The following is a 14,643-nucleotide window of genomic DNA, read 5'->3' on the forward strand; positions in this document are numbered from 1 at the left end:
GAGCGCACTGCGTGGCTTCTCGGCCCAATGCGCCAGATGGCTTGTCGGCCGAACGCGCCGGGTGGCTATTCGGCCGAGCGCCGCCGGACGATTTGTCGACTGAGCACCGCCAGGGGCGGTCGATCGACTGAGCGCCGCTGGGGGTGGCTGATCGGTACAGCGCCGCCAGGGTGGCGCAGGGTTCACCGCTGCCTGGCCGATTCGTCCAAGACCGCGGGTCGAGGCGCGGCATAGCGTTCGGGCACCATGTCTCGAACGCGAAGGGGCCGCACGCGATGCCTACTACTCCGACAGCCGTACAGGTGGCCGCCGCAGGTATCGGGATTCACGCGATCAATCACATTGTCGTCAACCTGATTCCGCCGGTCGGCTGGAATGTGGGCACCGTCTATCACCTGATCAGCGCGCCGCTGTACGCCGCACTGCTGTACTACGTTCTGCGCGGCCGGAATTGGGCCCGGATCACCATCACGGTGCTGCTCGGCTGCCAGATCGCCGGACGCGGTGTGGTGTGGGCGCTGTTCCCCACCGCGGGGGTACACGCGGCGCTCATCGCAGGCTGGGCACTATCCGTAGCGATCCTGGCGCTTCTGTGGGCTCCGCGGTCAACGCGCCGATACTTCGGCCCGTCCGCTGGCTCGCCCGAACCGCACCGCGGCAGCCCTGCCGACGAGCTCACCAGCTAGTTACTTCGTCGAGCGCAGTCGAATGGCCCCACGACACGCCGATGGCTGGGGCCATTCGACTGCGCTCGGCGCTCGCGTTCGGGGCTAACGAGCTTCGGCGGCGGTTACGGCCTCGGTGGAGAGGGGGAAGTTCAGGTAGGACTTCGACGGCGTCGGGCCGCGCTGTCCTTGATACTTCGATCCGGCCGCGGCGCTGCCGTAGGGGTTCTCGGCCGGGCTGGTCAGCCGGAACAGGCATAGCTGGCCGATCTTCATCCCCGGCCACAGCGTGATCGGCAGGTTCGCCACATTGGACAGCTCGAGCGTGATGTGCCCGCTGAAACCCGGATCGATGAAGCCCGCCGTCGAATGGGTCAGCAGGCCGAGCCTGCCGAGGCTCGACTTGCCCTCGAGGCGCCCGGCCAGATCGTCGGGCAGCGTGCACACCTCCAGCGTGGAGCCGAGCACGAATTCACCGGGATGCAGCACGAACGGCTCACCGGGCGCGGGCTCGACCAGACTGGTCAGCTCGTCTTGACGCTGCGCCGGATCGATATGGGTGTAGCGCGAGTTGTCGAAGACCCGGAACAGGCCGTCCAGGCGCACGTCGATACTCGACGGCTGAATGAGATTCTCCAGCAACGGCTCGACCCCGAGACGCCCAGCGGCGATCTCCGCACGGATGTCACGATCGGAAAGCAGCACGCCGAAGAGGGTAACGCCTGCTCCGGGCGGCGCGGTCACGAGGTGGGCCGGGCGCCGCCTCCGGAGTCCAGCCCGTTTTCCTGGCTGGTCGATACCGCGTCGTCGGCCGCGCTGAACACCGGTCGATGATGTACACCCGCGTTGTCCACCACGGCACTCACCTCGAGCGGCACCGTGTCATGGCTGAACAACCCTTGCCCGTCTCCCTGACTCATCCATCGAGCCTCCTCCCATCCGCCCCAAATAGCCAATCGGCCATGAATCAGGCTGCGCCGAAGGGTTGCTCCGGTTCGACGAGCCGGACAGCTAATGTCTCTGTAGGACAGGGGGTTTCACCGACAGTGCGGCCCTGGAGCGGGCCGAGGAGTCGTTGTGACATTGGTACAGGGATCGGTGGAGCGCGGATTCGAGGCGGTTCGCGACGCCTTCGCCCACGCGCACGACGGCGACGCGGGCGCCGCGCAGCTGTGCGTCTATCGCGAAGGCCACGCCGTCGTCGATCTATGGACCGGGGAAGATCCGATATCCGGCAAAACCTGGGATGCGGACTCGATGACCGTGCTGATGTCGGTATCGAAGGGGGTGACCGCGACCTGCGTGCACATGCTGGCCGAGCGCGGACAGCTCGACCTCGATGCCCCGGTCGCCGACTACTGGCCGGATTTCGCGGTCAACGGCAAAGCGGGCATCACCGTCACCGACGTCCTGTCCCACCGGGCCGGACTGTCCAGCTTCGACCCGGAATCCGGCATCGGGGCCGCGGAGCTGTCGGACTGGTCGGCGTGCATCGCCGCCCTCGAAACCATGGCACCGCTGTGGCAGCCGGGCACCGCGATGTACTACCACTCCCTCACCCAGGGCTACCTGGCCGGTGAACTCGTGCGGCGTGTCACCGGCAAGACCATCGGCGAGTTCGTCGCGACCGAGATCGCCGGACCGCTCGGGTTGGCCCTGTGGATCGGCCTGCCCGAAAGCGAGGAATATCGAGTCATCCCACAATTCACCCGCCACAAGTGGCCCGGCCCCGTCGAAGTGGCGGCAGTGCTGGCCAACATGGGCATCGACGTCGGTGCGCGATTGGTTCGGGCGACCCTGGCGTCCCTCGCGACCAGGGAGTCCGGGATCGCCATGCTGAACACCCGCGAAGGGCATGCGGCCGAGGTCCCGTCGGGCAACGCGATCGGCAATGCCCGCTCACTGGCACGGATGTACGCGGCGACGATCGGCGAAGTCGACGGCATCCGACTGCTGGCGCCCGCGACCGTCGAACGCGCACGGCAACCACAAACCGACGGACTGAAGGCACCGTCCCCGCTCGAGATACTGCCGGTGACCCATTCCTTCGGCTACGGCTACGGCCTCGCCCGGCCCGCCACCCCGATGCTCGGCCCAGGATCGCTCGGCAACACCGGAACCGGCGGGCGAATCGCCTACGCCCACCCCGAATCAGCCACCGCCGTCGCCTACACCTGCACCAATATGACCGCCGACGACCCAACCAAACCCGATCCCCGCTGGCTTCCCTGGACCGCGGCATTACACGATGCGCTCGCCTGAGCAGGTGCGTCACCTCAACTGCGGCACACCGAGTTTCGCAGCGCCGCCGAGCAGGCAACTCGACTAGCCTCGACGGCATGACGCCGGAAGCGTTGGTACTGGCCGAGGCATTCGCGGACGATCCGCTGATGACGTACTTCTGGCCGCGGGTCGAGCGACGACGGCGGGCACTGCCGCTGTTCTGGGAGTCCCGGGTCGAGGCGCGGCGGCGGGGAGGGATCGTCGATACCGTGTCCGATGGCGAGGGAGTTGTCGGGGTTGTGCTGTGGGAACTTCCTGGCGTCGCGTCACCAATGGCCAGGCCCTTCAGCCTGATTCGCGCTCTCGGTGCGGCGGCGCCACGCGCTGTGGCGGCATCTCGGCGGATCGAAGGGCTGCGGCCGGAGACTCCCCATCTCTACCTCGCGGTCGGTGGCCGGTTACCGCGGGCGCGCGGGAAGGGGCTGGTATCCGAACTGGTCGCGGCGCGCCTGGAGGCGAGCGATACCGACATCTTCGTCGTCGCCACCAACCCCATGAGCGCTGCCCTCGCCCAACGGCTCGGCTTCCAGCCGACGAACGAGCTCGTACTCGATGACGGCGTCATCATGAAGGGAATGCTGCGAAAGGCGTGAGTCCGTGGCCATGACACCGAAAGATATTGCGCGACACTGTGTATCGCGAACCTTTCGGTGCGTTACCGGATTCGACATTCCTGATCGATGCGGGCCCGACACCGACACTTCCGCGTTACAGTTGAATAGCTCTTGAATCGCGAAAACGCTTCTGGGCCTTGCTATTCGATCATCGTTGATCTCGCTCCGGCCCCGTGTCACCCCGTGATTCGATCGACGCGGCGATGCCGGAAGTGGTAGTCGCATGCGCCTTTTGGTCGTGGGGGTGTCGCCTATCAGTCACACCTATTCACCACATAGCACTTCCGGCAAGGGATTCGATCATGACGACGCATGTCTCCACCGCCACTCAGCAAGCACAGTTCCCGATCATCGAATCGTTCACCAAGCCAACTCCGGACAATCCGTATTGGAAACTGCTGGGCAGCGCGCGAATGAACGGCGGCAGCCTGGAGTTGACCCCCAACGACAGATCTCAGGCGGGAACGGCGTTCCTCGATCAACCGTTCTCGTCCACGCTCGGCGTCACCATCGACTTCGACTACTCGTGCGAGGGCGGCGCCACGCTCGGCGACGGGTTCAGCGTCTACCTGATCGACGGCGCCCAGACCACTCAGCCCGGCGGTTTCGGTGGCGCACTCGGCTACTCCTTCACCAGGGACACCTCGGGAAGCATCGTCGCGTCGGGCGTCACCGCCGGGTACGTGGGCATCGGATTCGACAACCACGGGAACTTCGCCACCACCGGCGCTGGCACCGGCGGCGGCGACCCACGACCCAACACCGCAGGGGTCCGCGGCGCGGGCAACCTGCGACAGGGGTTCGGCTGGCTGACCGGCGTCACGGTGCCGGGCGGATTCCGCGCGGCGTGGGAACGCGGCGCCCACATCCAGATCTCCGTCATCGGCGGCAGGCTCAGCGTTCGTCATGCCGACACGGCCAACCCGAACGGCACCGTGCTGATCGACGACTTCGATCTCGGCGGCGCGACCGGGCAGCCGCGGATGCCCGACACCTTCAAGCTCGGCTTCGCGGCCGGAACGGGCGCGAGAACCGCGTCCCACCGGGTCAGGAACCTCACCGTGACGCTGCCCGCGGATATGCCGCTGGAGATGAGCGGCCCGCAGACCGCGCAATCGGGGGACCGGATCGCCTACACCATCGACGTGCAGAACCACGGCCCCAACGACACCCCCGACGCCATGGTGGAGGCCACCGTTCCGGCGGAGCTGACCGATGTGGAGACCAGCTGTCAAGGTGAGAACGGCGCCGTCTGCGGCCAAGGTTTCCTGGGACAGAACAGCCAGCCCTGGATACCGGTGAACCTGCCCGTAGGCAGCAAGGCAACGATCACCCTGACCGGCACCATCGACCCCCAGTACGAGGGCTCGCTCACGTGTGCCAGCCGGATCACCTCGCCGTCGCGCGCCAACATCGCCGAGCGGCACTCCGATTCGGTCACGACGACCGTCGCACTGCCTCCCATCAGCGTCACCCCCGTGATCGTCGGCGGATGGCACCAGACGTGGCCCGAGGACGCGAGGGGGTGGGTCGTCAGCTACGACCTCGTGCTGGCCGCCAACCAGGAACGAGTGGTGTACTGGGAGATCGGCTTCGACGTACCTCCCTTCGACACACCGGGCCGAACCCGGGTCAACCCGGTCGGAAAGGACCACCTGTGGTACCGGGTGGACAAGGACGGCGCCGATGGATCCGTCATCCTCGCGACCCCCGACGACAAGCACACCATCGAGCCCGGTGCGGGACTGACCGTGAACGTCCAGATCCTCTATCGGTCCCAAGAAGACGCCGGTGACGGCACCCTGCGTAACCTCCGCGCCATCGAAGTGACCGGCCGATAGCGGCTCGACCGAGCAGACCGCTGCATCGCAGGAGGCAGCGGTCTTGCCGTCGCACCATGGGCTTCTGGCGCAACGGGATTCGACCGGCACAATCCCGCAGCTACGCCAGTACTGCGGTGCCATGCCGCTTCGGAGGCCCGGCACCAGGCACAACACGGCGGGACTTGCGCGGCGTTATGGCCGGTCTGATAAGGTGGCGGACGCGCACAGACGCAGTGCCGATGTAGTTCAATGGTAGAACTTCTGCTTCCCAAGCAGACAGCGCGGGTTCGATTCCCGTCATCGGCTCCATCCGGAATCCCTTGCTATGCAAGGGATTTCGTCGTTTCAGGGGGCTACGCGGTCGGTGAGCGGCGTTCGAAGAGGCGGTCTCGGGCCACCTCGAGCGCACGGGAGACCGCGCCGGTGAGGACGCCGTCGTCGCCGAGTGCGCTGGCGACGATGCGGGGGTGGAGGGGACCGAGTTCGGCCATGCGGCGGGTGATGGCGTCGCCGAGCAGGTCGACGTTGTGGCCGATGCCGCCGCCGAGCACGACCAGCTCCGGGTCGAGGATGGCGGCGACGGCGGTGATGAGGGCGCCGATGCGGCGGCCCTCGGCGTCGACGACGGCACGCGCCCGCGCATCGCCCGCGGCGGCCGCGGCGAAGATCTCCTTGGCCGATCCGGCGGACAGACCGGCCTGCTGCGCGGCGCGCGCCACCCCGCCCGCGGCCGCGACGGTCTCTGTCATGCCGCGCTCGCGGGTGTCGACGGGTTCGGCGTCGACCTCGGTGGCGGGCAGGAACGACACCTCGCCCGCCGCACCCGTGCTGCCGACATACAGTTCGCCGTTGATGACGATGCCCATGCCGACGCCGGTGCCGATGGAGACGAGCACGAAGTTGCGCACACCGGCGCCGGCGCCTGAGGTCAGCTCGCCGACCGCGGCCAGGTTGATGTCGTTCTCGATCGCCGACTCCACTTCGAGTGCGGCGTGCAACTGTTCGACGAGCCCGGCACGCCCCCACCCGGGCAGGTTCGGCGCGTAATCCAGCCTTCCGGTGCTCGGGTTGATCACACCGGGACTACCGATGACCGCGTAATTCACTGCGGCCCACTCGATTCCGGCATCGGCGGCGACCTGGTGCGCGAGCGTGCGCACCCGCCGCACCAGATCGGCCGCCGACCGGGCGGAGTTGCGCAGATCGCGGCGGCCGATGAACTCACCACGCAGGTCGGCGATCGCGAGCCGAATCCAATACCGGCCGATATCCACCCCGGCCACCAAACCCGCGCGCACGTTCACGTCGTAAATGGCGGTGGTCGGCCCCGGCCTGCCGCTGAGCGAACCGACCAGCCGGACCAGTCCCGCCTCCTCCAGACCGGAAAGTGCCGCGGACACAGTCGGTTTGGACAGACCACTGGCCTTGGCCAGCGCACCGCGCGAGGTGGCCCCGTTGATCCGAAGGTGGTCGAGCAGCACCCGCTCGTTCATCGTGCGCAGCAACTGCGGCTTGCCGACCCTGGTCATCGATTCCGTCCTCCCGCACCACTGGACACGTCGGAGTTAGTAAACTACCTTTCTTACCAACGCTCAAATGTGCGCCCCATCACTCTCCAGCTCGGTGATCAACATGCGTCGAATCCAGCTCGTTCTCGCGGCGACCGCCGCACTCGTTCTCGCCGTGGGCTGCAGCTCCGGCGACGGCGGCAGCAGCGACAATCCGAAGATCGCGCTGCTGCTGCCGGAATCCAAGACCACCCGCTACGAAGCCTTCGACAAGCCGCTGTTCGAGGCGAAGGTCAAGCAGCTCTGCGCCAAATGCCAAGTGCTGTACTTCAATGCCGATCAGGACGCGGCGAAACAGCAGGGCCAGTTCGAATCCGCGCTCACCCAGGGCGCCGACGTCATCGTGTTCGACGCGGTGAACGCCGATGCCGTCGCGCCGCAGGTGAACAAGGCCAAGCAGAAGAAGATCCCGGTGATCGCCTACGACCGGCTGATCTCCGGCATCGACTACAACTACTACGTCTCGTTCGACAATGTGAAGGTCGGCAAGGTGCAGGGCGAGGCGCTGCTCAGCGAGCTGGTCAAGCGCGGCACCGTCGGCAAAGGTCAGATCGTGGTGCTGAACGGCGCGCCGACCGATCCGAGTGCGGGCGACTACAAGAAGGGCGCGCACCAGGCGCTCGATGGCAAGGTGAGCATCGGCCGCGAATTCGACACGCCCGATTGGTCACCCGACAAGGCGCAGCAGCAGATGGAACAGGCCATCATCGCGCTCGGCAAGGATCAGATCGTCGGCGTCTACTCCGCCAACGACGGGATGGCGGGCGGCGCGATCGCCGCGCTCAAGCGGGCGGGCTACACCACGCTGCCGCCGCTCACCGGCCAGGACGGCGAATTGGCCGCCGTGCAACGGATTCTCACCGGTGAGCAGACCATGACCATCTATCTGAACTACCGGGCCCAAGCCGAGAAGTCGGCCGAGCTCGCGGTGGCGCTGGCCAAGGGCGACAAGCCCGCCGCGCCGGTGACCACCAACAACGGCAAGGCCGATATCCCGTCGTTCCTGCTCGAGGCCATCGCGGTGGACAAGGCCAATATCGCCGACACCATCATCAAGGACGGCCTCTACACCGCCGCCGATATCTGCACGCCGGATGTCGCCGCCGCCTGCCAGGCCGCGGGGATCAAATGAGCGCTGCCACAACGGTTATCTCGGCTCGCGGCATCACCAAGCGCTACGGTGCGGTGCAGGCACTCGCGGGCGCGGACCTCGAGGTCCGCGCGGGCGAGGTGGTCGCGCTGGTCGGTGACAACGGCGCGGGCAAATCGACACTGGTGAAGGCGATCTCCGGCGCGATCGTCGCGGACGAGGGGGAGATCGTCTTCGCCGGTGCGCCGGTGCGCATCACCCGCCCGCACGACGCCCAGGCGCTCGGCATCACCACGGTGTTCCAGGATCTGGCGCTCTGCGACAACCTCGACGTCGTCGCGAACCTGCATCTTGGCACGGAGACAAGGCATTTCACCGTCATGAACGAGATACGGATGGAGCGCACCGCGCTCGATCTGCTGGCGTCGCTCGATGTGCGGATCAAGGATGTGCGCGCTCCGGTCGCGGCACTGTCCGGTGGGCAGCGGCAATCGGTCGCGATCGCCCGTGCGCTGCTTGGCAATCCGAAGATGGTGATACTCGACGAGCCGACCGCAGCGCTCGGCGTCGAGCAGACCGCGCAGGTGCTCGCGCTGATCGGCAGGCTGCGCGAGCGCGGCCTTGCGGTGCTGTTGATTTCGCACAATCTGGTCGATGTCCGCGCGGTCAGCGATCGGGTGGTTGTGCTGCGGCTCGGCCGCAACGCGGGGGAATTCCAGACCGCGCAGGCCACCCAGGAGGACATCGTCGCGGCGATCACGGGAGCGTCGGCATGAGTGATATCGCAGTGAAAGGTCCTGCATTGCAGAGTAATCCGGCACGCGGGCTGATCGACTCGGCGACGGACCGGCTGCGCAGGGGCGAAGTGGGCTCCCTGCCGGTGGCGATCGGGCTTGTTGTGATCGCGATCGTGTTCCACCGGCTCAACCCGCACTTCCTGTCCGCCGAGAACCTCACCAACCTGGCATTGCAGATGGCCGCAACGGGCACCATCGCGCTCGGTATCGTGCTCGTGCTGCTGCTCGGTGAGATCGATCTGTCCGCCGGCTCGGTGAGCGGGCTGACGGCCGTGGCGATGACGCTGCTCTATGTGCATCACGGCTGGAATCCGGTGTTCTCGGTGCTCGCCGCGCTCGCCGTCGGCGCCGCGATCGGCCTGCTGCACGGCCTCATGCGGACCGTGCTCAGCATGCCGTCGTTCGTGGTGACGCTGGCCGGGCTGATCGGCTGGCAGGGGCTGATGCTGTATCTGCTCGGCAAGGAAGGCACCGTCAACCTGCCGTTCGACCACGGCATCGCGACCATCAGCGACACCTGGCTGCCGCAGGCGATCGGCTGGCTGGTCGTCGCGCTGCTCGCGGGCGGGCATCTGCTGGCCGGGCTGTTCACTCGGCGGCAGCGGGTGCGGGCGGAACTCGCCGTCGCGGCCCCGTGGTGGCTCGCGGCGCGCTCCGGCGGACTCGCGCTGTTGCTCGCGGTGACCGTGCTCGTGCTGAATTCCGATCGCGGGGTGCCGCTGACACTGGTGATCTTCGGCGGCCTGGTGGTCGCCGTCGATCTGGTGTTGCGCCGCACCGTATTCGGGCGCCGCATCTATGCGGTCGGCGGCAATGCCGAGGCGGCGCGGCGCGCGGGCGTGAACGTCACGTGGGTGCGGATCGCCGCGTTCGTCGGCTGTTCCGCGCTGGCCACGGTCGGCGGGATGCTCGCGGCGTCCCGGCTCGTCGCGGTCAACCAGAGCTCCGGCGGCAGCGACATCCTGCTCAACGCGATCGCGGCGGCCGTGATCGGCGGAACCAGCCTCTTCGGCGGGCGCGGGCGCGCCTATGCGGCGCTGCTGGGAATCCTTGTCATCCAGTCGATTACGAACGGCATGCTCTTGCTCAACGTCGATTCCTCGGTGCGCTTCATGGTGACAGGCACCGTCCTCGCCGTCTCCGTCGCCATCGATTCGGTGGCCCGAAGGGGCGCGCAGCAGTGAGAAAACCGCAGTGCCACATCCACATGACCGTCGACGGCTGCCTGACGTTCGACTATCGCGCCGACCGTGCGGCCGCCGAGCTGTTCGCCAAAGACGTTGGGACGCAACTACGTGCACAGGTCACGATCGACGACCACGTGCACGAGGACCTGCCGCCGCTACCGTGCGCGGAACTGTGGTCGCCGGAGTAGCTACTCGGTTTGTGCCCACGCGGCGACCGGCAGCGACAGGTACACACCGAACTCGTCCAGGTCGACCACGTCATCGATCAGGCTGTGCAGGGTATCGACGCGATCCTGGCGATTCCAGGCCCGGCTCTCGAAGTACTTCGACCGCACCTCGATCACCACATCGAGCCCGCTGCGATCCAGCGGGCCCAGCTGACGGAACCGGATCTCGACATCGCCCGGCTGCAGATCCCCGTCGTAGGGCTCCTCAGGGCATTCCACTGCGACCGAAACCAGGTGCGGCAGCTCATCCGCGAGCTTGCGCAGCGTCGCCTCGGGAACATGGGGCGCGTAGGTGACTTCGATCAGTGGCACGTCACCAGCCTAGCCACCCAAACCGATGGGTCCCTTCCCGCGTATCGGCAGTATGGATAGGTGAGCCTCGATCGAACGGTCATGGTCTTTCTCGACGATCATCGAGATCCGGTGCTGACCACGGTGGCGCGTGGGGCGATGTACATCGGCACCGGTGATATCGCGATCGCGGCATGGGGTGTGGCCGGTCTCGTCGTCGTGGTCGCGGGTCGGTGGTGGCGGGTCGGGCTGACGGTCGGCGGCGCGGTGCTGGTCGCTCAGGCTGTCGCGCGGTTGCTGAAAGCGATCATCGCCCGCCCCAGGCCACCGGCGGACCTATCGGTGGTCCAGGTCGGCGCGTGGTCGATGCCGTCCACCGTCGCCGCCATGACCGCGGCGCTGGCAGCCGCGCTGCTACTGAGCATTACTTGGCCTACGTCGTGGGTACGGTGGTCGGCGGCAACGGTTTTGACGGTGTTCGTGATCGCGGCGGGCTCCGGGACGGTCTACCTCGGCGCCCACTGGCCCAGCGATGTGCTGGTCGGCTGGATACTCGGAGCGGGCGTCGGCGGCGCTGTCGTCCGCCTGGTCACCGTCTGTCATCCGCGGCTGACCCGACTTGTCACAAACCACAAGCGGTGAGCGCGAGCACCCATGACCTCGCGCCTGTGTCCGGGCCGAGGCTGACCAGATCGACAGACGGCGAGATAGACACCACCGACAATCGGTGCCACCGCGAGACCCTTCGGGCGCAGTACCGGAGTGGGAGGTCAGGTCGGTCGCCGGGGTGATGTGGGGTGCGGGTCGGGCGATCGACCATTGCCGCATGCTCTTTCGCCGTATCACCCTTTGGGCCAGCGCCGCCGCCTTGTGCGCCAGCGTTATCACTTGCGGCCCGGCCGCTTCACAGACGCCGAGCCTGAATTGGCAACCGTGCCAGGAGAACGGGAACTTCGACTGTGCGACCGTGCCGGTGCCGATCGACTGGTCGGACCGTACCGGTGCGACGATCGATATCGCGGTGATCAGGGACAAGGCCGACGATCCCGCGCGCAGGATCGGCACGCTGGTTTCGCTGCCGGGCGGGCCGGGCGGGTCCGGTGTCGACCAGATACTCGGCGAGAACCAGTTTTCCGCCGAGCTGCGTGCCCGCTTCGACATCGTCAGCCTCGATCCGCGCGGTGTGAAGCGCAGCAGTCCGGTCCGCTGCGATGCCGGGCTCGCCGAGCACTTTCCGAACATGGTGCCGGACGCGGGCGGTCGCATCGACGAGGTGCACGCCTACGCAAAGGAACTCGCGGCGAGCTGCAGGCAGTACACCGGCCCGCTGATCGATCACGTGGACGCGGTGAGCGTCGCACGGGATGTCGAGGCGCTGCGCGCGGCACTCGGCGAGGATCGGATCGATATCTACAGCCGCTCCTACGGCACGATGCCCGCGCAGGCCTACGCGGAGCTGTTCCCGAAGCGGGTGCGCACGATGGTGCTCGACAGCGTGGACGATCACAGCCTCGACGGAGCGGGATTTCTGGCCAGCGAATCACGCGCCGCGCAGGACACTTTCGATGAATTCGCCGCGTGGTGCGCACGCGATACCGCGTGCGTCCTGCATGGCGCGGACCTCAACCGGACCTTCGGCGCCCTCTACGAGCGGGCGGCGCGCGGCGAATTGCGCGACCCCGCCTCCCCCGACAAATCGCTGGGCGCACTGGATCTGAGCACCTTCACGATCAAACGGCTCTACGCCCCCGAATGGCAGCGCCTCGCAACGGATCTCCAAGCGCTGACCGGGCAACCCGCCGCCGCACCCATCGCGCAGGAGCCGCCGAAGGCATCGGGCCGCCCCGTCCCGATGGCGGCCATCATCGTCTGCTCCGACTGGCGGTTCGACATCCCGGACCAGGATCGCTGGACCCGGCTGTGGCGCGAGCAGAACGCCAACAGCCCCACTCTGCGCGCCCATTTCGCTTGGGCGGCAGGCACTGTCTGCTCCGGCTGGCCCATCGCCGCCCCGAACCCACCGCACCGTCCGGCGGTCGAGGGCGCACCACCGATCCTGATCGTCAACGGCAAGCATGACCCCGCCACCCCGCACGAGTGGGCCCGCGCCGTCGCCGCCAACACCTCCGGCGCCATTCTGCTCACCTACGACGGCTGGGGCCACGGCGCCTACGACCGCACACCGTGCACGATCACGGCGGTCGACACCTACATCACCTCCCGCACTGTCCCAGCCGTCACGAATTGCCCGGCCGCTTAACCGAATCCGATGCTCGGGCTGGTTCCTGGCGGTGAGCTCGGCGGTCTATGAGTCGGAGGATCCATAGACCGCCGAGCATTGCCGCAGTATCAGGCCGGGCAGTTGTGATACGCGGTGAGGAGCCAGCGGTTGTCCCGGCGGATCAGGGTCCAGGTGGCCACCACCCAGCGGTCGGCGGGTGGTTCGGTTTCGGCCGCCATGATGACGGCGCCGCGACTGACGACGACGGCGATATCGGGCGCGGGGAAACGGACGATCTGCGGCTCGTCCACGGTTGTCGAGCCGCGCAGCGGACCCGTCGAACCCGGCGGCCATCCGAGCGCGGACGGCCGCGCGGCCGGAGCTGACGATACCGGGCAGGATCGAGGTGGCGTCGGGGTCGTAGTCGGCGACGAAAGCATCGGCATCGTTGGCGGCCCAGGCGCGGTAGAGGTTGGTCAGTACATCGAGGACGGCCTCGCGGTCAGTGTGCAGAGCGGTATCGGTCATGGTTCCTCCTTGGTCGCGGCCGCGGTGAGCGGCTCACGAGTACCTACCGGCGGACCGTGCTCGATTCATCGCCCGGGTGTTCACCGATTGGGGCAAGCCGCCACAGCGACGTGATCTCGGCGGCGCGGGCGGTGTGGAGGGCGTCGCTGGTATCGCGGGCGCGGGGGTGGGTCGGCTTGGTGTCGATTCGGTCCAGTACGCGCAGGCCCGCCCCGTCGAAGCCGGTCATGAGGTCGGCGCGGCTGCGCAGACCGAGGCGTTCGGCCAGGTCGGAGAGGATGAGCCAGCCTTCACCGCCCGGTTCCAGGTGCGCGGGCAGGTCTTTCAGGAAGCCGCGGAGCATGGCACTGTCCGGGTCGTAAACGCCGCGTTCCACCGCCGAGGACGGGCGGGCGGGGAGCCAGGGCGGGTTGCAGACGATCAGATCGGCACGGCCCCGCGGGTAGAGGGCGGGGCCGACGATATCGACGTGGTGCGCCAACTCCAACTGTTCGACGGTGTCGCGGGCACAGGTCAGCGCGCGGGAGCTGTTGTCCGTCGCCACGATTCGGTCGACGCCGCGCCGAACCAGCACGGCGGCCAGCACACCGGTCCCGGTGCCGAGATCGAAGGCGGTGCCGGTGCGGGCAGGCAGGGGCGCGTGCGCGACCAGGTCGACGTATTCGCCTCGGACCGGCGAGAATACGCCGTAGTGCGGGTGGATACGGGCGCCGAGCGCGGGAATGTCGACACCCGTCATTCGCCACTGGTGCGCGCCGAGCACACCCAAAAGCTCGGTGAGCGCGATGATTCGCGGTCCGTCCGGTGGCCCGTACGCCTCGGTGCACGCCCGACGGATATCGGGCGCCCTGCGCAGTTCGAGCGAATGGTCGTCGGCCAAGCGCACGAGCAGTCGCCCGAGCACCCTGGCGCGGTGGCTGCGCGCACGCCGGTGCAGGTGGAACTGCTCGGCCGGATCATCCACGGGGCGTGGGGTTTTCCGGTCGATGCGGCGGCCGAGCGCCTGGAGCAATTGGCGGGCGTTGTGGAAATCGCCCGTCCACAGCAGCGCCGTACCTTCGCAGGCGAGCCGGTATGCCGTGTCGGCGTTCATGGCGTCGTCGGCCGATATCACCCGTATGGGCGCGGGTGTCTCGTTCTCGGAATGCCAGCGGGCACTGTCCAGTTCGGTCCAGTCGATGGCGGACATGGGGGTACTCCTCGCGATCGAACGTGCATGGGCACGAAGAGCGCTTCGACGAGAAGTAGCGCAAAAGAGGGCGTAGCTACCGTTCCCGCGTCGAAGCGCCTGAACCGATGTCGCCGAGAACCATGCCGTATGTCACGACCGAACCTTCCTCAAGATGCAC

16 protein-coding genes, 1 tRNA gene and 1 pseudogene are annotated in these 14,643 nt (G+C 67.5%); 11 read left to right on the top strand and 7 right to left on the bottom strand.

Annotated features, from left to right (window positions below; translation table 11 throughout):
- Positions 1-275: 275 nt before the first annotated feature.
- Positions 276-686 (top strand): hypothetical protein, encoded by a 411-nt coding sequence (locus tag ACIG5A_RS20730; protein ID WP_397242300.1) that lies wholly within the window; start codon positions 276-278, stop codon positions 684-686.
- An 84-nt stretch (positions 687-770) separates the two neighbouring features.
- Here ACIG5A_RS20730 and dcd read toward each other — a convergent pair whose 3' ends face one another.
- Both dcd and ACIG5A_RS20740 read right to left on the bottom strand, forming a co-directional pair.
- Positions 771-1,370 carry a dCTP deaminase gene (gene dcd / locus ACIG5A_RS20735; RefSeq protein WP_397242302.1) on the bottom strand — a complete coding sequence of 200 codons (600 nt, stop codon included), beginning with the start codon at positions 1,368-1,370 and terminating at the stop codon, positions 771-773.
- 35 nt (positions 1,371-1,405) lie between these two features.
- Positions 1,406-1,585, bottom strand: a complete 180-nt coding sequence (locus ACIG5A_RS20740) for a hypothetical protein (RefSeq protein ID WP_397242304.1) — start codon at positions 1,583-1,585, stop codon at positions 1,406-1,408.
- Positions 1,586-1,742: 157 nt separating this feature from the next.
- On the opposite strand from ACIG5A_RS20740, the gene ACIG5A_RS20745 reads away from it, so the two are divergent.
- The 4 genes from ACIG5A_RS20745 to ACIG5A_RS20760 all read left to right on the top strand — a co-directional run bounded on the left by ACIG5A_RS20745 (position 1,743) and on the right by ACIG5A_RS20760 (position 5,694).
- Positions 1,743-2,927: a serine hydrolase domain-containing protein gene (locus ACIG5A_RS20745; protein ID WP_397242306.1), complete on the top strand. Its 1,185-nt coding sequence runs from the start codon at positions 1,743-1,745 to the stop codon at positions 2,925-2,927.
- A gap of 77 nt (positions 2,928-3,004) precedes the next feature.
- Positions 3,005-3,541 (top strand): hypothetical protein, encoded by a 537-nt coding sequence (locus ACIG5A_RS20750; protein ID WP_397242308.1) that lies wholly within the window; start codon positions 3,005-3,007, stop codon positions 3,539-3,541.
- A 323-nt stretch (positions 3,542-3,864) separates the two neighbouring features.
- Complete coding sequence (locus ACIG5A_RS20755) at positions 3,865-5,403, top strand: hypothetical protein (protein WP_397242310.1); 1,539 nt, start codon at positions 3,865-3,867, stop codon at positions 5,401-5,403.
- Between the two features lie 217 nt (positions 5,404-5,620).
- Positions 5,621-5,694: transfer RNA gene (locus tag ACIG5A_RS20760), tRNA-Gly, on the top strand.
- Between the two features lie 44 nt (positions 5,695-5,738).
- Here ACIG5A_RS20760 and ACIG5A_RS20765 read toward each other — a convergent pair.
- The gene (locus ACIG5A_RS20765; RefSeq protein WP_397242312.1) at positions 5,739-6,914 is read right to left on the bottom strand and encodes an ROK family protein; all 1,176 of its coding nucleotides are present in this window, start codon (positions 6,912-6,914) and stop codon (positions 5,739-5,741) included.
- Positions 6,915-7,017: 103 nt separating this feature from the next.
- On the opposite strand from ACIG5A_RS20765, the gene ACIG5A_RS20770 reads away from it, so the two are divergent.
- Genes ACIG5A_RS20770 through ACIG5A_RS20785 form a run of 4 tightly spaced genes read left to right on the top strand, consistent with a single transcriptional unit; the run spans position 7,018 to position 10,215 of the window.
- A complete protein-coding gene (locus tag ACIG5A_RS20770; RefSeq protein ID WP_397243928.1) occupies positions 7,018-8,085 on the top strand; it encodes a sugar ABC transporter substrate-binding protein in 1,068 nt (355 codons plus the stop codon).
- On the top strand, positions 8,082-8,819 hold the full coding sequence (locus ACIG5A_RS20775) for an ATP-binding cassette domain-containing protein (RefSeq protein ID WP_397242314.1): 738 nt from the start codon (positions 8,082-8,084) through the stop codon (positions 8,817-8,819). Before ACIG5A_RS20770 ends, ACIG5A_RS20775 begins: the two co-directional genes overlap by 4 nt.
- Positions 8,816-10,024, top strand: a complete 1,209-nt coding sequence (locus ACIG5A_RS20780; RefSeq protein ID WP_397242316.1) for a sugar ABC transporter permease — start codon at positions 8,816-8,818, stop codon at positions 10,022-10,024. The genes ACIG5A_RS20775 and ACIG5A_RS20780 overlap by 4 nt, the downstream gene beginning before the upstream one ends.
- Entirely contained in the window at positions 10,021-10,215 is a 195-nt protein-coding gene (locus ACIG5A_RS20785; protein ID WP_397242318.1) for a hypothetical protein, read from the top strand. The genes ACIG5A_RS20780 and ACIG5A_RS20785 overlap by 4 nt, the downstream gene beginning before the upstream one ends.
- On the opposite strand, the gene ACIG5A_RS20790 is transcribed toward ACIG5A_RS20785, so the two are convergent.
- Entirely contained in the window at positions 10,216-10,566 is a 351-nt protein-coding gene (locus ACIG5A_RS20790; RefSeq protein WP_397242320.1) for a hypothetical protein, read from the bottom strand.
- Positions 10,567-10,626: 60 nt separating this feature from the next.
- Here ACIG5A_RS20790 and ACIG5A_RS20795 point away from each other — a divergent pair, with 60 nt between their 5' ends.
- Positions 10,627-11,187 (top strand): phosphatase PAP2 family protein, encoded by a 561-nt coding sequence (locus ACIG5A_RS20795; RefSeq protein ID WP_397242322.1) that lies wholly within the window; start codon positions 10,627-10,629, stop codon positions 11,185-11,187.
- 325 nt (positions 11,188-11,512) lie between these two features.
- Positions 11,513-12,805, top strand: a complete 1,293-nt coding sequence (locus tag ACIG5A_RS20800; protein ID WP_397242324.1) for an alpha/beta hydrolase — start codon at positions 11,513-11,515, stop codon at positions 12,803-12,805.
- A gap of 89 nt (positions 12,806-12,894) precedes the next feature.
- On the opposite strand, the gene ACIG5A_RS20805 is transcribed toward ACIG5A_RS20800, so the two are convergent.
- The 3 genes and pseudogenes from ACIG5A_RS20805 to ACIG5A_RS20815 form a co-directional block, all read right to left on the bottom strand.
- Positions 12,895-13,095, bottom strand: a complete 201-nt coding sequence (locus tag ACIG5A_RS20805; protein ID WP_397243930.1) for an SgcJ/EcaC family oxidoreductase — start codon at positions 13,093-13,095, stop codon at positions 12,895-12,897.
- Positions 13,096-13,111: 16 nt separating this feature from the next.
- A pseudogene (locus ACIG5A_RS20810) lies at positions 13,112-13,294 on the bottom strand (SgcJ/EcaC family oxidoreductase); the annotation flags it as partial.
- Positions 13,295-13,337: 43 nt separating this feature from the next.
- On the bottom strand, positions 13,338-14,483 hold the full coding sequence (locus tag ACIG5A_RS20815) for a methyltransferase (protein ID WP_397242326.1): 1,146 nt from the start codon (positions 14,481-14,483) through the stop codon (positions 13,338-13,340).
- Between the last annotated feature and the right edge of the window lie 160 nt (positions 14,484-14,643).

The organism is Nocardia sp. NPDC052566, assembly GCF_044547285.1.
GTDB lineage: Bacteria > Actinomycetota > Actinomycetes > Mycobacteriales > Mycobacteriaceae > Nocardia.